Raw genomic sequence first — 18,731 nt, 5'->3', positions numbered from 1 at the left:
GGACACGCGATGGATGTCGGAGCCGTCCGTCGGCGCTGGCTACCGTACGGGCGCCACCCCCCGACGACGAGATGGGGTCCTGAGATCCGCATGCAACGTACGACGATGAGAGCGCTGCGCGCAGCCGCCGTCGCCCTGGTCCTGGCCGGAGCGGTGCTCGGCGCGCCCGGGGCCGCGACGGCCACCGGCATCGCGGGCCCCGCCTGCGACTTCAACGGCGACGGCCGGTCCGACCTGGCGGTGGGCGTGCCCGGCGAGAGCGTCGGCACCCTGGACAGCGCCGGTGCGGTGAACGTCCTCTACGGCTCCGCCGCGGGCGTGACCGCGACCGGCAACCAGCTGTTCCACCAGGACAGCGCGGGCGTGGACGGGGTAGCCGAGGCGGGCGACGCCTTCGGCTCCGACACCGCGTGCGGTGACTTCAACGGCGACGGCCGCGACGACCTGGCGATCGGCGTCTCGCACGAGAGCGTCGACGTCTCCGCGAACGCCGTGTTCGACGCGGGTGCGGTCAACATCCTGTACGGCTCCGCGAGCGGCCTGAGCACCACCGGCAACCAGGTGCTGCACCAGGCGACGCCGGGTGTGCCGGAGACGCCGGAGCGCGCCGACGAGTTCGGCACCGCGCTGGCCGCGGGTGACTTCAACGGCGACGGCCGCGACGACCTGGCCGTGGGCGCACCCGGGGAGAACGTCGCCGGGGCCAACCAGACCGGCACGGTGACCGTCTTCTACGGCACCCGCACCGGCCTGTCCGGCACCGGCAGCCAGGACTGGAACCAGGCGACGTCCGGTGTGGAGGGCGACCCGGAGGGCGGCGAGCAGCTCGGCGCGGCACTGGCCGCGGGCGACTTCAACGGCGACGGCGAGGCCGACCTGGCCATGGGCACGCCCGGCGAGTCGATCGGCGGTGAGGCCTGGGTCGGCTCGGTGAATGTGCTCTACGGCAGCGCGGCCGGCCTGAGCGCCGCCGGTGACCAGGTGTGGAACCAGTCGACGACTGGCGTGCCGGGCAACTGGGAGGCGGGCGACCTGACCGGCACGGCGGTCACCGCGGGCGACTTCGACGGCGACGGCCGCGACGACCTGGCGATCGGCTCGCCGGGCGAGGACGACGGCGCGATCCGCGACGCGGGCGCGGTCAACGTGATCTACGGCGCGGCGTCGGGTCTGACCGCCTCCGGCAGCCAGATCGTCACCCGCACCACGCTGCTGTTGTCGGGTCTGGCCCAGGCGGGCGACTCGTTCGGGTCGGCGCTGGCGGCCGGGGACTTCAACGGCTCCGGCCACGACGAGCTGGCGATCGGCATCCCCCGGGCGACCGTGGCGGGCAACGTCGCCGCGGGCGCGGTGGCGGTGGCGTTCGGCAGCCCGGTCGGGCTGTCCCTGCTCACCAGCCAGGTCGTCAGCCAGGGCACGCTCGGCGTCGAGGGCCTGCTGGAGGCGGGCGACAGCCTGGGGTACGCGCTGGGCACGGGCGACTTCGACGGCAACGGGCGGGCCGACCTGGCCGCTGCCGCGCCGGGCGAGGCCGACGGCACGCAGCCGGGCGCGGGCGCCGTGAACGTGCTCTACGGCTCGGTGCTGCGGCTGCTGACCGCCAACGACCAGATCTTCTCCCAGAACACGGCCGGCATCGAGGGCGTGGCCTCGGCGTACGACCGCTTCGGCGGCGGCCCCGGGGTGTCCACGGGGCAGTACCGCATCGGATACACCGACGGCACCCGGGTCACGGTCACCCGTGACCACCAGTCGCACTCGCCGAGCCGGTTCCGCATCGACATGGCCGGTGTGAACGCCGGGCCGGACTACCAGATCGTGGCGGCCCGCACCGGCACCATCCGGTACATCGTGGACGGCAACGCGGAGCCGACCGACGACAACAACTACGTCTGGATCGAGCACGCCGACGGCGAGTGGAGCAAGTACACCCACTTCCAGACCAACAGCGTGACCAGCCGCGGCCACCAGGTCGGCGACGTGGTCACCGCGGGCACGGTGCTCGGCCTGGAGGGCGACGTCGGCCGGGCCAGCGGCGAGCACCTGCACTTCGAGGTCGCCGTGCCGGACAGCACCGCCGACCCGATCAGCGGCGGCGGCTTCATCAAGGGCCTCGACCGCATCCCGCAGATCTGCGGCGTGCCCGGCAACGTCTTCCTGCAGGGGCAGACGTACACCGCGGCGCCCTGCTGACGCGGGCATGACGACGGGGGCCGGCTGACGCGCCGGCCCCCGTTCCGTCAGCCCAGCGGGCCGCGCTCGACGCAGAACTCGTTGCCCTCCGGGTCGGCCATGACGACCCAGCCGCGCCCGTCGGGGCGGCGCTGGTCGGAGACGATCGTCGCGCCGATGCCGACCAGCCGCTCGACCTCCTCGTCGCGGCTGCGCTCCTGCGGCTGCAGGTCGAGGTGCATCCGGTTCTTCACCGTCTTGCCCTCCGGCACCGGGATGAACAGCAGGTTGACCCCGTGCGGGCCGACCAGGCGGCCGTTGGGGTCACCGGGGCCGTTCGGGTCGTCCGGGTCCTCCTGCCAGCCGGTGACCTGCGTCCAGAACAGGGACTGGGCGTAGCAGTCGTGACAGTCGACGGTGATGCTGTGCAGTGCCATGGTCATGGCGGCCATGATCACATATCGGCAGGCCGCGCGGCCCGCGGCGGCGTCAGCTGACGCACCGGGCCAGGGCCCACTCGCCCTCGGCGACCAGCAGCGGCCAGTTCAGCGGGGCGGGGTCGGCGCCGGTGGCCGCGTCCAGCCGGGTCACCAGCTCGGCGAAGCCGATGCCGCGTTCCACTGCCGCGCAGCGCGCGACCAGGCACAGGTAGGCGGCCTCCAGGGCCACGGACAGGCCGTACGCGTCGGTCATCGGCTCGCCGCGGTGCGCGAAGGCGTGCCGGGCCCGCACCGCGCGGGCCATGTCCCAGCGGGCCGTGCGGCGGGTGCGGGGGACCGCGGAGCGCGGGTCGGTGACCAGGGACAGCAGCTCCGCGCGGCGCTGCGCGAGCAGCCCGTTCCACTCGTACGCCGCCGCCAGCTCGTGCCATCGCGGCCCGGTGAGCAGCGCGAGGTCCGCGGCATCGGCGCCGGTGGCCCACGGCCCGCGGGCGCTCTTGGCGTTGATCGGGCAGGGTTGGCGCAGGTACTGCTGGAGGTGGCGGAACAGTGCCCGGGGAGTCTGCGCCGCGAGCAGGATGGCGGCGATCTCGATGGTGCGCGCGAACGCCGTGCGCTGCGCCCACGGGCCCTCGTCACACTCGAAGCCGACGTCGAGCAGCGGCAGCAGCGCCTGGAACGCGTCGCGGACCGAGCCGCGCTCCAGTTCCCGCAGCGCCATCAGGTACTGCAGCAGCAGCGTGTGGATCCTCGGGTCGGTCTCGGCGGCCGCCATGACACGCTGCGTCGTCCTGCCGTCGACGGCCTCGGGCTGCTCGTAGGCGAACCGCGGCGGCATCGGGAAGCGCACCGTGCGGCCCTGGGGCGCCGGGTACTCGTCGTGCACGACGACGATCTCGTGTCCGATGTTCACCGGCCGGTTCGGCGGCCGGAGCTGGAGCTGGTAGCGGTCGTAGTGCTCCAGGAAGGTCATCGCGGCCGCGGTCGGGTCGTTCGCGGTCACCTCCGCGACCAGGTAGCGCGGGGTGCGGGCGGCGTGCCCGGCCGACTCGGCGGCGGTGACGAGCTGCTGGAAGGCGGGCTCCAGCGTGTCGAAGTACAGCTGCGACCAGCCGAAACTTTTGATCATGGTGCCGCCCCGGGTGACCGGGACCACCAGCCGGAAGGTGCGGGCGGTGGTCCGCTTGGCGTGCCAGCGCTGCAGCTCGTCGAGCTGGTCCTGCAGCCGCTGCCCGTTGAGCAGGATCCGCCGCGCGCCGAGCAGGGTCTGCGGGCTGTATCCGGCCAGGATCAGCCCGTGCGCCATCCGTTCCGCGTAGCCCACCGGGTCGGCCTGCACCTGCTCGGCGGACAGCCGCTCGAACATGACCTTCGGCGTCTGCTCCCACTCGTCGTCGAGCAGTGCCGCGTACAGCGTGCTGCCGTTCAGCCGCCGCTTGTCCGCTCCCGTGGTCTCGACGGCGGCGAGTTCCCTGCGCAGCAGGCCGTCCGAGACCGGCCGCAGCCGCCAGCGGAAGTCGACCTCCGGCGAGGTCATCTCGATCCACCGTTGCAGGAACAGCCGCTGCGCCGCGGGCATCTTGAGGTACTGCGTGGGCTGGTTGCCCGCGGTGGGAGTCCACATGGGTCGGCTCCGGTCCGGTCCGGGAGGCGGACGACCGCCTCATGGTCGTGAAAGAGGGTCGATGAGGGCGGGCGGGCCGGTTGCGGCCCGCCCGCGACCGGGCGATTCGGCGGTGTGCGCCTACGCCCGGGGACGCAGCACCCGATCGACGAGTGCGGCGAGCAGTGCGGCCCGCTCGGCCATCGCGGGCAGGTCGACCCATTCGCCCTCGGCGTGGGCGTTGCCGCCGACCGGGCCGAGCCCGTCGAGGGTCGGGATGCCGTATCCGGCGGTCAGGTTGCCATCGGAGGCCCCGCCGACCGCGACGCCCGCGGGCGCGGCCAGCCCCAGCTCCGCCGCCACGGTGCGGGCGAGTTCGTAGAGCCGCGCGGAGGCGGTCGGTGGCAGCGCGGGCCGGTGCACACCGCCGTGCACGGTCAGCCGGCTGCCCGCCAGGACGGGGCGCAGCCCCTGCATCGCCCGGTCCACCCGCTCGAATTCGGCCTGGTCGAAGGCGCGCACGTCGACGGCGACACCGGCGGCGGCCGGGACCGTGTTCTCGGTGCTGCCGCCCGCCAGCACCGTCGGGGTCACCGTGGTCTCGCCGTCGCCGAGCCCGGCCACCGCCAGGATCTGGTGGGCCAGCTCCACTGCGGCGTTGACCCCGCGGCCCGGGTCCAGGCCCGCGTGAGCGGCCCGGCCCGCGATCTCCAGGCGGTAGCGGGCGATGCCCTTGCGGGCGGTCTTGAGCGCACCGTCGGCGCTGGGCTCGCAGATCAGGGCGGCCCGGGCACCGCGGGCCACGCGTTCGATGAGCACCCGGGAGTCGGGCGAGCCGACCTCCTCGTCGCCGTTGACGACGACGGTGACCCCGTCGAGGGAGGACCGTATGGACAGCGCGTGGAACAGCTGGACCAGGCCCGCCTTCATGTCGAAGCAGCCGGGCCCGGTGGCCCGGTCGCCGTCGACCCGGAACGGCCAGCGGGCCAGGGTGCCGACCGGCCAGACCGTGTCGTGGTGCCCGATCAGCAGCACGCGGGTTTCTCCGTGGCTCCAGACGAGGTGGGAGCCGTGGCGCTCGGGGGCGCTGCCGAGCAGGCGGCTGCCGAGGGCGGTCACCGCGTCGGCGCTGGTGGCCGTGGCACGCGGGTCCTCGGCGGGCGACTCGACGGCGACCAGGTCGGCGAGGTCCTCGATCAGCCGGGGCAGGCGGGCCCGCAGGCCGGGCAGGGTGGGGTCGACGGGCGCGAAGTCTGACATGGGATTCCCTCCGAGCGCAGTTCGGCAAGAACATCTACATTGACTAGACAATGTAGATGTTGCGTATGATGGTGCCGTCGTCTTGGATGTGTTGTCAAGACATCGATCGCAGGCGCATCCGAGCGTCGGGAGGCGGGGCACGTGGACACGGTCCGGAGTTCGGGGGCGCCCGCATATCAGCGCATCGCTGCCGCGTACCGCAGCCTGATCATGTCCGGTGAGCTGCGGCCGGAGGACCGGCTGCCGACCGAGCACGAGATCGCCGACCGGTTCGGCGTGGTGCGCCAGACCGTGCGCACCGGGCTCGGCATCCTGGTCACCGAGGGGCTGATCGTCGCCCGGCGGCCGCACGGCTACTTCGTGCGCCGCCGCGAGCACATGGTCTACCGCCCGCAGGAGAAGTCCCGGCCCCGCCCGGCCTCGCCCGAGATGGACCGGTTCTCGCAGCAGATCGTCGCCGAGGGGCGCACCCCGCACCAGGCGATCGAGGTGTCACTGGTGCAGGCCGCGCCCGATCTGGCGCAGCGCCTGGGCATCGCGGCCGGGGAGACCGTCGTGGCGCGCCGCCGGGTCCGGTTCATCAACGGCGAGCCGACCAACATCAACGACTCGCACTTCCCGATCGACCTGGTCAAGGACTCGGAGATCATGTCGCCGGCCTACCTGCCCCGCGGCACCGACCAGGTGCTGGCCGACCTGGGCTACCGGCAGGACCGCGCCATCGACGAGATCTTCATCCGGATGCCGACGCCCGAGGAGATCCACCGGCTCAGCCTCGGCCCCGGCACCCCGGTCGCGGCCCACTACGACACCGGGTACACCGCGGCCGGGCAGCCGGTGCAGTGCACCCTGAACGTGCTGCCCGGGGACCGCCACAAGATCGTCTTCGAGCGGCACTGGCAGGAGGACCCCGCCGGCTGACGGCTACTCCGGCTTGGTCTGGCGGCTCATCAGGGTGGCCAGCGCGACCTTGGGGTCGACGCCCTCGTGGCAGATGCGCTCGACCTGCTCGGTGATCGGCATCTCCACCCCGTGCGCGTGCGCCAGGTCCCGGATGGCCAGGCAGCTCTTCACGCCCTCGGCGGTGTACCGGGTGGCCGCCTGGGCCTGCTCCAGGCTCAGGCCGCGGCCCAGGTGCTCGCCGAACGTGCGGTTGCGGGTCAGCGGCGAGCAGCAGGTGGCCACCAGGTCGCCCAGCCCGGACAGGCCCGCGAAGGTGAGCGGGTCCGCGCCCAGCGCCACTCCGAGCCGGGTGGTTTCGGCCAGGCCCCGCGTGATCAGGGTGGCCTTGATGTTCTCGCCGAGCTCCATCGAGGTGGCGATGCCGTACGCCAGCGCGATCACGTTCTTGACCGCCCCGCCCAGCTCGCACCCGATGACGTCGTCGTTGGTGTACGGCCGGAAGTAGGGCGTGGTGATCGCCTCCTGCACCGCGGTCGCGCGGGTCAGGTCCGTGCAGGCGACCACGGCCGCGGCGGGCTGGCGCGCGACGAGCTCGGGAGCGATGTTGGGGCCGGTGACCACGGCGACCCGGCTCGGGTCGACCCCGGCGGTCTCCACGATGACCTCGCTCATCCGCTTGGTCGTGCCCAGCTCGATCCCCTTCATCAGGGAGACCAGCGTCGCGTCGGCGGGGATCAGCCCGGCCCAGGCGGTGAGGTTGGCGCGCAGCGTCTGCGAGGTCACCGCGAGCACGACCAGGTCGGCTCCGGCCAGGGCCGAGGCGGGGTCGGACGTCGCGGTGACGTTGCGCGGCAGCGCCGCCTCGGGGAAGTAGTCCGGGTTGCGCCCGGTGGTGCGGATGGCCTCCGCGATGGACTCCCGGCGGGCCCACATGGTCACCTCGCCGCCGGCCTCCGCCAGGATCTTCGCGAAGACGCTTCCCCAGGAGCCGGCTCCCATCACCGCGGTCCGCACCCGTCGCCACCTCTCCCGCCGCGGCAGTCGCCGGGCCTGTTCCGCGCCGCCGGGGGATCCCGGCCGTCGTCGCTCGGAATCATGCCACGCGGGTCCGGGAAGGCGATGCGGTCGACGTCGAGTCGACCTTGCGGCGACGTGGGCTCGGCGCGACGGCCCGACCGCTCATCCTGTCGGCTGCTCCGCGCGCCGACCGGCCGACCCGCGCGGCGGGCCGGCGGTCACGCGGGACGGGGTCCGGCGGACGGACCGTGGCCGTCCCGCAGCGCCCGCTGCACCCGCAGCTCGATGTCGTGCAGCGCCTCGATGGCCCGCAACTGCCCCGCGATCTCCGGGTCGGCGGTCGCGGGGCCGAGGCCGATGAGCCCGCACCGCTCGCACTCGACGCGCGCGGCCGTGGCCGGGCAGGGGGTCTGCGTCGCGCACTCGACACAGGTGTGCGCGGCGTCGAGGTCGAGCACCTGGTCCACGGTGATCGAGTCGAGGTAGCCGCATTCGGCGCACTGCCAGGCCACCGGCTGGGCCCAGTCCACGTCACCCGTGTCACTGAGTTCGTAGTCGAGGCGCTCGGCCGGCCCGACGAGGTCGCAGCCGCGGCATCGCACGTACGGACGTGGTCTCATGGCGTGTTCTCCCGTGATCGCCCGACAGTGCGATGTGGACGTTAAACCGGTAAGCGTTTCAGTGCGCCCGCCGATCGGACATCGTTGCGCAGCGAACAACCAAGGCGTTCAGTCGACGGCAGCCCGGCCCGGCCCGTGCGGGTGGCCGTGCCGCCGCCCAGGCGCACCAGGTGAACAGCAGGCGAACAGTGCAAGGCCGGTGAGCGACATCGGTTGAGCGGGGTCCGGTACGGGCCTACCGTCACGGACGTGCAGCTGATCATCAGCGATCATCTCGTGCCGGCCCGCGCCATGGGCCTGGCCGACGAGCTGCTGGCCGACCTGCCGCAACGGTGGTCGCACACGGCCGGGGTGGCCGGACGCGCGGCAGACCTCGCCGCCGCTGTCGACCCGGCCGACCGGCAGCTGCTGCTGTGCGCGGCGTGGCTGCACGACATCGGATACGCCGCCGCGGCCCGGGACACCGGATTCCACCCCCTGGACGGGGCCCGCCTGCTGCTGCGGAGGGGCTGGCCGATGCGGCTGTGCGCGCTGGTGGCACACCACTCCGGGGCGTCCTTCCTGGCCGCGGCGCAGGGCGTCGGCGGCATGGCCGAGTTCGGCGACGAGGGCTCGGCCGTGACCGACGCGCTGGCCTGCGCCGACCAGACCACGGGTGTACGCGGTGAGTCGGTGTTCCTGGAGGACCGGCTCGAAGAGGTGCTGCGGCGGCACGGGGCGTGCTCGCCGCACGCGGCCGCCCACGCGGGCCGGGCACCCTACCTGCGCTCGGCCGCCGAACGGGTGCAGGCACGCCTGCTCAGCGCCGCGACGGCCTGAGCCGCGCCGGGCGTACCCGCGCCAGGCGGCGCGCGTGACGCCGTCGCGGCTCGCCGACCGTTACCCAACAGCAATCGGAGCCGGTCGCGTGGTGGGTGGCCGCTTCTCTAGGTTCGCTGAATGCCCGCTGAGATCCGAGAGCAGACCACGGCCGCACCGGCCGCCACCCCGACCGGTGATCCGTCCCCGCCGCGCGACCGGGCCCGTGTCGTGGAGTGGACGCTGTTCTGGATCGGCATGGTGTCGCTGGTCTTCGCCAACCACAAGGTGACCTGGGACGCGCGCCGCCGTTTCGACGCGCTGGACCAGCTGCTCAGCGGCGAAGGGCTGTCCGAGGACCGGTACTCGCTGGTCGGGCCGCTGTTCGCGACGCCGATGTGGCTGGCGGGGCAGGTGGTCGGCCGCGCGGACGGCTGGCTGGCGTACTTCAACCTGGTGGTCTTCGCCCTCGGCCTGCTCGCGCTGCACCTGCTGCTGCGGGGGCGGGTCGACGCCGGGCTGCGGCGCCGGTTCCTGCTGCTGCTGGTCGTCGGGAGCATGGTCCCCGCGCACATCTCGAACTTCTACGCCGAGACGTTCTCGGCGATGACCGTGGGCGTCGGCCTGCTCGCCGCCTGCCTCGCCGCCACCCACCCCTGGCCGCGGCGGCTCGGCTGGGCCGGGATGGCGCTGGGCACGGCCAACATCGCCGCGACGATCCCCGCGCTCGCGCTCACCGCCGCCGACCGGGCGGTGCGGCTCCGCCGGCTGCGGTACGCCGTACCGGTCGCCGCGGCGGTGCTGCTGGTGCTCGGGGAGGCGTGGCTGCGCCGCGGCGACCCGCTGGACCAGGGATACACCGGGGAGCGCTTCGACTACCCGATGGCGCTGGGCGTGCTGGCGATCCTGTTCTCGTTCGGCAAGGGCCTCGTCTGGTTCGTGCCGGGCCTGTTCCTGCCGATCCGGCGCAGGCTGCGCGGGCTCTACGACCCGGACGCGGTCGACCTGTGGGGCGCCTACCGGTCGTGGCTGATCTACGTCGGGGCGATGGTCGCGGTGTACGCCAACTGGTGGGCGTGGAGCGGCGACCTGTACTGGGGGCCGCGCTTCTTCCTGCTCGCGATCCTGCCCGCGGCGCTGGCCCTGGCGGTGTGGCTGACCCGCCCCGACACCCGGGCCTGGGTGAACCTGGTGCTGCTGGGCGTGCTGTCGCTGTCGGTCTGGGTCGCCGCGGACAGCAGCGTGTTCGAGTCCAGCGGTGCGCCGCGCTGCTACGACAAGGCCAACCTGCAGGAGGACTACTGCCGCTTCGGTGTCGTCGAGAGCGACCTCTGGTATCCGCTGACCGACTGGCCGGGCCACCTGGCCGTGGGTAGGTACGCGCAGCTGGTCTTCTTCGCCGTCGTCTGGGCCTGGCTCGCCGCCCCGGTGCTGGCCCGCCTGGCGCGCTCGGCGAACGGCTGGCTACGCGCCCACCCGGTGCCAGCTTCATCTCAATGGCGCTGGTAGTCGGTTTGTTGACTGCCTGTCGTCCCAGAGCTCCCTAGCATCTGCGCTTTGGCCTTGGAGGACGTATGGCAGCAGGCGAGCAACGCGGACGAGAGCTGACGCCGCGTTCCCTATCAAAGATCAGCATGGGCTATCTCGTGCTTCTGCTGCTTTTGGCGTGGGCATATTTCAGATACCGCAGCTCTTTGTTGGAAGCCAATCCGCCGTGGATTTTCGATCCCCGGAACATGCTGTACATCGCCTGGTACGGGAGTATCGGAGGTGTCATGGCCAGCATCACAGGACTCCTGCGGCATGGCGAAAAGTGGAATCCGGCGTGGAACCTCTGGTACGCAGCACGTCCATTGACCAGTGCCATCGTCGGCGTGATCGGCTACCTCATCTACATCTCGATCGTTCAAGCCTCACTGTCGTTTGATGACGGGTTCGACACCAAACCACCCAGAGTCCTCGGCTACGTCATCGCCTTCGCCATCGGCTACCGGGAAGACATCTTCCGCGAGCTGCTCCAGCGGGTCTTCGAGATGATCGCCACGGCAGGCGGAGCCGACACGCAGGCACCTTCGGTGCCGCCGTACTTCGAAGGAAGAATCGGCGAGGATGGACGGCACGCATCGCTGACATGGGGCCACGCCACTGACAATGTCGCAGTCTCCACGTACAACATCTACCGGGATCAGCGACTCCTGGCGACGGTCAAGGTCAGGCCACCCGTCCTTGAGAACAGCGGCGAGCGCATTGAGTTCGCCGACTACAGCCTGCACCGGGGCGGCGAGCGAGGCGGAGGCCACAACTATGCCGTCACCGCGGTGGACGCCGCCGGCAACGAGTCGATCCTTGCCGGTCCCATCTGGATCCCCATCGGCCCCGAAGGGGAACCCTGCATAACGTCGAAGGCCGCGGGTGTCTTGGTGGTGAAACCGCGTCAGGAGGTCGACTCCGACCCCGACAACGACCCGCAGAAGAAGTAGGCCCGTAGTTGGCGGCGCTGTGGCATGAATCCAGATACGACAGCCTTCTCCGAGCGGGAAGGACCGCCCCATGCCGTCACCGAATAGGCGGGCACCTCCTCGCCCAAGATAGACGAGAAGGTGCCTTTCTTAGGCCAGATTGACAGCGCGGTCGAGGACCGAGGCGGGTAGTTGGGGGCCGGCGGGGAGTTCGAGGGGTTTGCCGGCCTTGGTGACGAGGTCGACGACGGTGCGGCTGAGGTGCTGGGAGCTGGCGGACATGGATTCCTGGGCGGTGACGATGGCGGAGACGACCTCGGCGCGGGCCTGCTGGCCGAAGCGGACCGCGTCCTCGATGCCCTTGGCCTGGGCGTCGATCGAGGCGGCGACCTCCAGGATGGTCTCCGGGCGGATCGTGGGGGTCTGGATCAGGCGGGCGATCTGCGGGACGCCGGTGCCCGCGGCGTGGGCGTAGGCCGACAGCACCTCGTTGGCGCCGTCGGCGACCGCCTGCTGCATCTGGGCGGCCTGGTTGGCCTGCAGCAGCAGGCCCCACTGGGCGATGGTCAGCTTCATGGTCGGGATGGTCAGGTTGACCAGCAGGGCCAGCCGCTGCCCGAGCCCGTAGTGCAGGGAGCGGATGTTGCGCACCTGCGGCGAGGTCGACCAGGCGACGAACAGCCGCTGCTGGAACTCGCTGATGCGCACCTCGATCGCCTGGATGAACTCGGTGACCCGGGCCAGGCGCTCCTCCTTGTCGCGGCGGTCGACGTCGGCCGGGTCGACGGGGATCGACGCCGCCTCGGCCACGGCCAGGTCCCGGATCTGCTCCATGACCGCGATGACGCCGACGAGCTGGCTGATCGCGGCCTCGTTGGCCTTGTACAGCTCGTCGCAGAGCACCACGTTGCGCTTGAGCTGCTGCTGCTTCTCGACCAGGGTGCCCGCGATGCGGTCGAGCTGCTGCTCCACCGACCGGGCCTCCTCGAACAGCATCTCCACCAGGTCGCGGCCCTTGCGGAAGACGCCCCGGACCGCGTCCATGAACTTGTCGAACACCTCGCGCACCCGCGGGTCGGCCGGGTCGTACCGGCGCCGGAAGTCGCGCATCCGGTCGTTGATCTCGTGCATGATCTGGGTCAGCTCCGGGATCTTCACCGGCCCGACCTCTCGGAAGATCCGCTGCACCTGGGTGTTGACCTGGTCGATCGCGCCGTTGCCGAAGCCGGCCAGCTGGTCGGTGTCGGCCAGCATGCGCGGGTAGGTCTGCTTGGCCAGCGCGAGAGCCTGCTCGCGCTGCGCCGGGCTGAGCAGGTCGGCGCACACCAGCCGCCCCGGCTCGCCCGTGCGGGCGACCGCGGCCAGCGCGCTGTCCGCGCTGCCCGCCGGCTGCGCCGGAGCACCCGTGATGCTCCCGAAGTCGATGGCAAGCTCGCTCATGACGGGTTCTCCTCCTGCTGTTTCAGGGAAACTGCGCTGTCGATCGGCCCGGATCGTGCAGTTTCCCCGAAACTGCGGATGCCGGGCGGGGTGTGGGGCGTCAGGAGCACTTGGCGACCTCTTTGACGCAGGCGAGGAGGGCGAGGGTCACCTCGGCGCCGGGTGGTGCGGTGGTGCGGAACTGGTCGGCCAGCGGGAGGTTCGGGAAGTCGGTGACCTTGCTCAGGCCGACGTGCAGGCCGGAGCGCAGGCCGTACTTCTGCCAGGCGAGCTGCTGGATGGCGGGGTCTTTCATGGCCTCCAGGAAGCGGGCCGCGTCGGCGTCCAGCGCCAGGATCGGGTGGTCGCTGTAGATCGTCGGGTCGGGGTAGAGCACCCGCACGTCCTTGAGCAGCTTGTCGGCGTCCGCGCCGAGCTGCACCACCTGCTGGATGAGCTGGTTCTCGTAGCCGGCGTAGAGCGGGGCGTGGAACTCCGCGCCCTGGGTCAGCCACTGCCGGAAGCCCGCCTCCGAGCCCGCCGCCTGCAGGCCCTGCGCGTCGTACACGGCGCGCACCGTCGGCAGCACCTTGCGGGCCTGGGCCAGGCTCGGCGCGGAGAACACGTCGTCGGTGGCGATGATGTTCAGCTGGAGCTGGGCCAGGGTGAAGCCGCTGTTGGACTTCGCCGCGTCGGTGCTCGACACCGCGATCGGGCCGCGCAGGTCGGCGGTGCCCAGCGACTGCCAGGTGGTGCGCTTGAGCACGTGCTCCAACAGCAGCTTCTTCATGTCGACGATGAAGTAGCGCTCCGCGCGCTTCTGCACGATCCCGGCCTTGACCAGCGCGTCGGTGCCCTGCGGCCCGGCGTAGATCACCTCAGGGGACTGGAGCACGGTCTCGGCCCGGTATTCGGGGAACGCGCCGGTGTGCAGGCTCTCGAACACCTTCTGCGCGCTGGCACTGGACGGCCACAGGCAGCCCGCCTTGCGCGCGGCCAGGTCGTCCTTGGACAGCTGCACCAGGTCGTACGAGCCCAGCGGCTGGAACACCACGGTCAGGCCGTACTGCTCGCGCAGGATCTTCCTCACCTGCTCGTCGGCCATCAGCTCGGTCTTCTCCGAGCCGCCGAGGCAGGTGACGGTGACGGCCTGCGCCGTGCCGCCCCCGCCGGGCGGATCGTCCTTCCCGCGGGTCAGCACGTACGCGGTGGCCACGCAGACCACCAGGACCAGGACGAGCCCGATCAGGAATCGGCCGCTCGGCAATCTCACGTGATGCTCCTCATCCCAGCTGGGGAAGTTTCGGCGGGGCGACGGTCTGCAGGTTGGCCTGGTACTGGGCGAGGTCGCCCTGGTTGACCAGGCGCAGGCTGTCGATGGTGAACTCGGTGAAGCGCTGCACGGCCTGCTCTCCGCCGGCCAGCAGCGCCGCCGGGTCGTCGTAGAACGTCGGGTTGCGCTGGATGTCCAGGTACTGCCGGACCACCCCGTGCAGGCTCTGCAGGTGCGCGCCGAGCTGGCTGGCACTGGAGTAGAGGCTGTTCGGCGAGGTGGCCCGGACCCGTTCGAGCAGCTCGGGCACGAACTCGGCGGCCTGCTGGAGCAGGTGCTTCACCGACGGCGAGGCGACGTCGCGGCTGAGCTTGCGGATCTCCTTCGCCGCCCGCACCACCTCGTCGGCCTTGCGGTCGGCGTCGGCGCCGTACTCGTCATCGCGGACCTGGGACGTGGTGCGCGAGTCGAGCATCAGGTAGACGCCGAGCGCGCACAGCGCGGCCAGCAGCGGCGACCACAGCAGGCTGTCGGTGACCGCGAACAGCCCGCCGAACACGCCGACCGCGACGAGCAGCGCCAGCGGCGTGGCGACCTTGCGCATCATGGCCGCCTCACTTGTAGCCCGCGGCGGTGCGCAGCGCCGCGACCAGGTCGTTCTGCTGCACGAACGCGCCGCCGGTGGCCTCGGCGACCTGCTTGAGCTGGCCCGGGTCGGCGTCGTCGCCGAACGCGATGGCCACCACGGGCACCCCGGCCGCCTTGAGCGCGGCGACGGCCTCGGCCTGCTCGGCGTCCTCCGACATGCCGTCCGACATCACGATGACCAGGCTCTTGCGGGCCGCCGACTTCGAGGCTGCCAGCGCGCTCACGGCCTGCTTGAGGCAGGCGTACATGTTGGTGCCGCTGCCGGGGGAGTGGGCGACGATCTTCTCGGTGAGCCCGTGCAGCTGCCCCGCGTCGTTGCCGGTGACCCGCCACGGCCCGGCGGAGACGCCGCTGTTGAAGACGGTCACCGTGGTGATGTCCTCGGGGTGGGTCTGCAGCAGGTTCAGCGCGGCCTGGTCGGCGTCGAAGATCTGGTGCGCGGCGTCGCGTACGCCGTCCCAGCCCTTGTTGTCGTTCATCGAGCCGCTGCCGTCGAGGCAGTAGTAGGCGTCCACCGGCTTGCGGTAGTGCGTCTGGTAGCGGTCCAGCGCCGCCTTGATCACGGCCACGGACGGGTAGGTGATGCCCTGCTCGCGCAGGTTGGCCTGGATGCCCCAGTCGGGGTTGAACACCGACAGGTCGGGGTTGTCCAGGGTCAGGCCGATGCCGGTGGCCGGGCGGCGGCCCAGTGCCAGCAGCTTCGCCTTCGCCCCGGCGTCGGTCAGCAGGTAGTTCTGCAGCTCGGTGACCAGTGCCCGCTTGGCCGGGTCGGCGTCGGCGCCGTGTGGCAGGAAGCCCAGCGGTGCGTCGCTGATCGCCAGCGCGCCCTTGGGGTACACCGCGTACAGCGGCTCCTTGCCCGCCTTGACCAGCTCCTGGTTCTTCTCGATGACCAGGTCCTCGTAGGTGAACACGGTGCGGCACGCGTCGGGCCGGGCCAGGCAGTCGTTCATCAGGGTGCCGGTGGACGGCGGCGTGGCGTCCATGGCCTGGATGAACCGGCTGATGCCGGCGTCGACGGCGGGGGAGTCCAGCTGCGCCTGGGATAGCGCCTGGCCGGGGCCGTTGCCCGCGAAGTGGTTCAGGAAGCCGAACAGCACCGTGGCGCCCGAATTGGACTGGGTCGGGTTGGTCACCCACACCGTCGTCTTGCCGGACTCGACCGCGTCGAGCACGTCCTTGACGGCCACGTCGGTGCGGCCGGTGAAGCCCAGCCGCTGCATCTCGCCGCGCCAGCCCGCGTACACGACCGGGGTGAGGAACATCGGCCTGACGTCGGACAGCTTGCCGGCCTGGTCGCCGATCTGCGAGAAGACGGAGCTGGCGAACCAGTACGCGTCATAGTCGGCGTTGCCCGAGGCCAGCAGCCGCGCCTGGTCCACCGACCCCTTGAGGGTGAACCGGCAGTCGTAGCCCTTCTCCCGGCACCACGGCTCGACGACCGTGTCCAGCACCGACTGCTGCTCGGATCCGGCGACGAGCTGCAACACCTTCGGATCGCTGCTGTACGGCGCCCCGCCGCCGGGCGGGTCCGACGTGTCGTCGCAGCCGGCGGACAGCAGCACGGCTGCCGCCAGCATCACGGAGAGCACCCTGGTTCGCACACGGACTCCTTGCCACGGTTGGTCTTCTGCCAAGACCATTCCTTGGTAGCAAGCCGCTACCAGGGCAAACAGGCCAACGACGGGTTAACGGGGCGTGAAGGCAGTGCCCAGGAGCGGCGCACCGGTTCGCGGTGCGCCGCAACGGTTTCGCCGTCAGCGCAGCGGCTCGACGGCCACGGCGTCGGTGAGCGCGCCGACCAGCGCCGCGGTGGCGGGCAGCAGGCCGCGTCCGTCCGGCTCGGACAGGCTCGCGGTGGACTCCAGCCGGGCCATGATCGCGCCTGGCAGCAGCGTCACGCCGCGCGCCGGCAAGCCGGTGACCTGGACTCCGGCGTACGAGTCGGGCCGCGGCACCGACCGCACCACGCCGGCCTGCCCGGTCCAGCGCACCAGCAGGTGGCTGCCCGCGGTGGGCAGCACCGGCCGCGCCGCGTCGGCCGGGTCCAGCGGTTCGCCGAGCAGCGCCTGCAGGTGCTGGTGCAGGCAGGGATTGAGCCCGTGCCGCTCCTGCAACCGGCTCAGCAGCCAGGACGAGCCCTGGATACGCGGGTTGACCTCCAGGAACGCCACGTCGCCGCCGGACACCGCGATGTCGGCCCCGAACAGGCCGCGGTGTCCCTGCTCGGCCAGCCACTGTCCGATGCGCTCGGTGTGCAGGTAGGCCTGGGCCAGCGCGCCGGGGTCGACCCGGGGCACGGCGAAGTCGCTGCCGCAGTAGCCGCCGAACGCGTAGCCGAGCTGCGTGATGCCGCTGATCTGCAACGACGCGGGCAGCAGGCGGACGCCGTCGGCGTGCACCACCCCGGCCACGTTGATCGTCACGTCCCCGGCGTAGCGCGACAGCAGCCAGCGGGTGACGTGCGGGTGCGCGTGGCGTGCGGCGGCCAGCTCGGCGGCGTCGCGTACCAGGTAGGTGCCCTGGCCGCCCGCGCCGTTGGGGGTCTGCGCGATGAACGGCGCGTCCAGCCGCCGGGCCACGGCGGTGAAGTCGAGTTCGTCCCGGTCGAGCGCCAGGGCCTCGGGCACCAGCACGCCGAGGCCCTGCAGGGCCTGGCGGATGTAGACCTTGTCCTCAGCGAGCCGCTCCACCACGTCGAGCGGCCCGGCGGCCAGCCGCACCCGGCCCGGCCAGGCTGCCGCCGCGGCCTCCCAGGCGGTGCTGGCGCGCGGCGGCACCAGCAGGATCGGCCGGTCGTCGGCGGGCGCCTCGGCCAGCACCTTGGGGACGAAGTCGGCCAGCCGGGCCACGTCGCCGAAGCGCCAGCGGCGGCGTACGCCGTCGAGGTTCTCCAGCGACAGTGCCCGGGTGCCGGGCAGGTCGGCGTCGGTGTCGCCGGACAGCACGCAGACACACGAGGGGTGCTCGGTCAGCGGTGCCATCATGCCGGGGTACGCGCTGGCGGTCACCAGGCGGTAGTCGTGCAGGTCCCATGCCATGGCGGCAACTGTGGCCGATCGCGGGCGGCGGCGCGGCGCGCAACGGGCGTACTTCCGGCGAACGCCACGAGAACTCTTCGACACGCCCCGGTGCGCCGCAAGGTCATCCGACTTGCCGGGCGGGTGTGCGTGTCTTGAGCGCCCTTTCGCCCATGTGCCGGGCACATCGAGCGATCATGGGGTGCGGCTCGCGCCGGCCGTCACGCGCAGGGTGGGGGAGTAGGCGAGCAGCGCCACGCCGGCCGCGATCGCGGCACCGGCGAGGGTCAGCGTCCACAGTGCCGCCAGTCCCGCCGGTGGGGCCTCGTCGAACAGCAGCGCGCCCCACAGCCAGCTCAGCACGGGGTCGGCGACGGTCATCGCGGTCAGCGCGGCGGGCAGCGAGCCGCTGCCGAACGCCTCCTGCGCCAGGATCGCCGCGACCAGGCCGGACAGGCCCAGCGCGTACACCGGCCAGTCCAGGGCGGCGGTGAGCGGGCCGCGTGTCGCGAGCTGGTCGGCGACGACGACGGTGAGCGCGGCGGTCGTGCTGAACCCGGTGCCCGCGGCGACACCCGTCAGCGCGGTGCGGGCGGACCGGCCGACACGGCTGCGGGCGAGGGCGAGCAGCACGCCGATCAGGACTGCCGCGGCCAGCAGCACGGCGGGCAGCGGCTCGCGGCGTACCGTCTGCGCGACCCCGCCCCGGGCCAGCACCAGCACCACCAGTCCCGCGCAGACCGCGGCCGTGCCCAGCCAGTCCCGGGCGGTGGGCGGGTGGCCGGTGCGGGTGTACGCCATCGGCAGCGCGAACATCAGCTGCACCGCGAGCAGCGCCTGCACGATGGCGATGGAGCCGGTGTGCAGCGCGGAGGCGTGCGCGACGAAACCCAGCACGTTGCAGCCGAGCCCGGCCAGCCACACCGGGCTGCTCAGCAGGCGGGCGAGGGTGCCCAGCACCGGCAGCCAGCGCCCGGCGGTGTCACCGCGCGCCTGCGCGACCGCCCGGGTGACCCGGTGCTGCAGGGCCGCCGCCGCCGCGAACAGCGCGGCCGCGAGCAGACCCAGGATGGTGCTGGTGATGGTCATGGATCAGCTC

General features: G+C 72.1%; 16 protein-coding genes. 5 read left to right on the top strand and 11 right to left on the bottom strand.

The genetic code is table 11. The annotated features are described in order from the left end of the window. Positions 1–105 precede the first annotated feature (105 nt). Positions 106–2,193: a peptidoglycan DD-metalloendopeptidase family protein gene (locus HAV39_RS24975; protein ID WP_191841580.1), complete on the top strand. Its 2,088-nt coding sequence runs from the start codon at positions 106–108 to the stop codon at positions 2,191–2,193. Positions 2,194–2,240: 47 nt separating this feature from the next. On the opposite strand, the gene HAV39_RS24970 is transcribed toward HAV39_RS24975, so the two are convergent. The 3 genes from HAV39_RS24970 to HAV39_RS24960 form a co-directional block, all read right to left on the bottom strand. Next, positions 2,241–2,615, bottom strand: coding sequence for a VOC family protein (locus HAV39_RS24970; protein WP_191841579.1), 375 nt, complete (start codon positions 2,613–2,615; stop codon positions 2,241–2,243). A 46-nt stretch (positions 2,616–2,661) separates the two neighbouring features. After that, positions 2,662–4,236, bottom strand: a complete 1,575-nt coding sequence (locus tag HAV39_RS24965) for a hypothetical protein (protein WP_191841578.1) — start codon at positions 4,234–4,236, stop codon at positions 2,662–2,664. Between the two features lie 120 nt (positions 4,237–4,356). After that, the gene (locus HAV39_RS24960) at positions 4,357–5,475 is read right to left on the bottom strand and encodes a M20 family metallopeptidase (protein ID WP_203736329.1); all 1,119 of its coding nucleotides are present in this window, start codon (positions 5,473–5,475) and stop codon (positions 4,357–4,359) included. 141 nt (positions 5,476–5,616) lie between these two features. Here HAV39_RS24960 and HAV39_RS24955 point away from each other — a divergent pair, with 141 nt between their 5' ends. Continuing rightward, on the top strand, positions 5,617–6,396 hold the full coding sequence (locus HAV39_RS24955; protein ID WP_191841577.1) for a GntR family transcriptional regulator: 780 nt from the start codon (positions 5,617–5,619) through the stop codon (positions 6,394–6,396). A 3-nt stretch (positions 6,397–6,399) separates the two neighbouring features. Here the strand turns inward: HAV39_RS24955 and HAV39_RS24950 are convergent, their stop codons facing one another. Both HAV39_RS24950 and HAV39_RS24945 read right to left on the bottom strand, forming a co-directional pair. Further along, positions 6,400–7,377 (bottom strand): NAD(P)H-dependent glycerol-3-phosphate dehydrogenase, encoded by a 978-nt coding sequence (locus tag HAV39_RS24950; RefSeq protein WP_191841665.1) that lies wholly within the window; start codon positions 7,375–7,377, stop codon positions 6,400–6,402. A 236-nt stretch (positions 7,378–7,613) separates the two neighbouring features. Further along, positions 7,614–8,015, bottom strand: coding sequence for a hypothetical protein (locus tag HAV39_RS24945; protein ID WP_191841576.1), 402 nt, complete (start codon positions 8,013–8,015; stop codon positions 7,614–7,616). 249 nt (positions 8,016–8,264) lie between these two features. On the opposite strand from HAV39_RS24945, the gene HAV39_RS24940 reads away from it, so the two are divergent. The 3 genes from HAV39_RS24940 (at position 8,265) to HAV39_RS24930 (ending at position 11,293) form a co-directional block, all read left to right on the top strand. Further along, positions 8,265–8,834: an HD domain-containing protein gene (locus HAV39_RS24940; protein ID WP_239120680.1), complete on the top strand. Its 570-nt coding sequence runs from the start codon at positions 8,265–8,267 to the stop codon at positions 8,832–8,834. A gap of 120 nt (positions 8,835–8,954) precedes the next feature. Continuing rightward, entirely contained in the window at positions 8,955–10,322 is a 1,368-nt protein-coding gene (locus tag HAV39_RS24935) for a hypothetical protein (protein WP_191841575.1), read from the top strand. Between the two features lie 65 nt (positions 10,323–10,387). Next, on the top strand, positions 10,388–11,293 hold the full coding sequence (locus tag HAV39_RS24930; protein ID WP_191841574.1) for a hypothetical protein: 906 nt from the start codon (positions 10,388–10,390) through the stop codon (positions 11,291–11,293). A 129-nt stretch (positions 11,294–11,422) separates the two neighbouring features. Here the strand turns inward: HAV39_RS24930 and HAV39_RS24925 are convergent, their stop codons facing one another. The 6 genes from HAV39_RS24925 to HAV39_RS24900 all read right to left on the bottom strand — a co-directional run bounded on the left by HAV39_RS24925 (position 11,423) and on the right by HAV39_RS24900 (position 18,721). Further along, positions 11,423–12,712 carry a toxic anion resistance protein gene (locus HAV39_RS24925; RefSeq protein WP_191841573.1) on the bottom strand — a complete coding sequence of 430 codons (1,290 nt, stop codon included), beginning with the start codon at positions 12,710–12,712 and terminating at the stop codon, positions 11,423–11,425. A 100-nt stretch (positions 12,713–12,812) separates the two neighbouring features. After that, positions 12,813–13,964, bottom strand: coding sequence for a hypothetical protein (locus tag HAV39_RS24920; protein ID WP_203736330.1), 1,152 nt, complete (start codon positions 13,962–13,964; stop codon positions 12,813–12,815). 10 nt (positions 13,965–13,974) lie between these two features. Continuing rightward, positions 13,975–14,571: a hypothetical protein gene (locus HAV39_RS24915; RefSeq protein ID WP_191841572.1), complete on the bottom strand. Its 597-nt coding sequence runs from the start codon at positions 14,569–14,571 to the stop codon at positions 13,975–13,977. Between the two features lie 7 nt (positions 14,572–14,578). Continuing rightward, a complete protein-coding gene (locus HAV39_RS24910) occupies positions 14,579–16,216 on the bottom strand; it encodes a vWA domain-containing protein (protein WP_239120681.1) in 1,638 nt (545 codons plus the stop codon). Between the two features lie 153 nt (positions 16,217–16,369). Next, positions 16,370–17,653 (bottom strand): ATP-grasp domain-containing protein, encoded by a 1,284-nt coding sequence (locus tag HAV39_RS24905; RefSeq protein ID WP_191841570.1) that lies wholly within the window; start codon positions 17,651–17,653, stop codon positions 16,370–16,372. Positions 17,654–17,827: 174 nt separating this feature from the next. After that, complete coding sequence (locus HAV39_RS24900) at positions 17,828–18,721, bottom strand: DMT family transporter (RefSeq protein ID WP_191841569.1); 894 nt, start codon at positions 18,719–18,721, stop codon at positions 17,828–17,830. Positions 18,722–18,731: the final 10 nt, after the last annotated feature.

The sequence above is a fragment of the Catellatospora chokoriensis genome (genome assembly GCF_011297315.1).
In the GTDB taxonomy this organism is placed as follows: Bacteria; Actinomycetota; Actinomycetes; order Mycobacteriales; family Micromonosporaceae; genus Catellatospora; species Catellatospora citrea.
This window is presented reverse-complemented; position numbering and strand designations above follow the sequence as displayed.

Excerpts from the sequence above, each read along its gene's own strand:
- HAV39_RS24915 (WP_191841572.1), bottom strand. The coding sequence starts at position 14,571 with ATGATGCGCAAGGTCGCCACGCCGCTGGCGCTGCTCGTCGCGGTCGGC.
- HAV39_RS24925 (WP_191841573.1), bottom strand. The coding sequence starts at position 12,712 with ATGAGCGAGCTTGCCATCGACTTCGGGAGCATCACGGGTGCTCCGGCG.
- HAV39_RS24950 (WP_191841665.1), bottom strand. The coding sequence starts at position 7,377 with ATGGGAGCCGGCTCCTGGGGAAGCGTCTTCGCGAAGATCCTGGCGGAG.
- HAV39_RS24965 (WP_191841578.1), bottom strand. The coding sequence starts at position 4,236 with ATGTGGACTCCCACCGCGGGCAACCAGCCCACGCAGTACCTCAAGATG.
- HAV39_RS24975 (WP_191841580.1), top strand. The coding sequence starts at position 106 with ATGAGAGCGCTGCGCGCAGCCGCCGTCGCCCTGGTCCTGGCCGGAGCG.
- HAV39_RS24970 (WP_191841579.1), bottom strand. The coding sequence starts at position 2,615 with ATGACCATGGCACTGCACAGCATCACCGTCGACTGTCACGACTGCTAC.
- HAV39_RS24930 (WP_191841574.1), top strand. The coding sequence starts at position 10,388 with ATGGCAGCAGGCGAGCAACGCGGACGAGAGCTGACGCCGCGTTCCCTA.
- HAV39_RS24905 (WP_191841570.1), bottom strand. The coding sequence starts at position 17,653 with ATGGCATGGGACCTGCACGACTACCGCCTGGTGACCGCCAGCGCGTAC.
- HAV39_RS24945 (WP_191841576.1), bottom strand. The coding sequence starts at position 8,015 with ATGAGACCACGTCCGTACGTGCGATGCCGCGGCTGCGACCTCGTCGGG.
- HAV39_RS24960 (WP_203736329.1), bottom strand. The coding sequence starts at position 5,475 with ATGTCAGACTTCGCGCCCGTCGACCCCACCCTGCCCGGCCTGCGGGCC.
- HAV39_RS24900 (WP_191841569.1), bottom strand. The coding sequence starts at position 18,721 with ATGACCATCACCAGCACCATCCTGGGTCTGCTCGCGGCCGCGCTGTTC.
- HAV39_RS24935 (WP_191841575.1), top strand. The coding sequence starts at position 8,955 with ATGCCCGCTGAGATCCGAGAGCAGACCACGGCCGCACCGGCCGCCACC.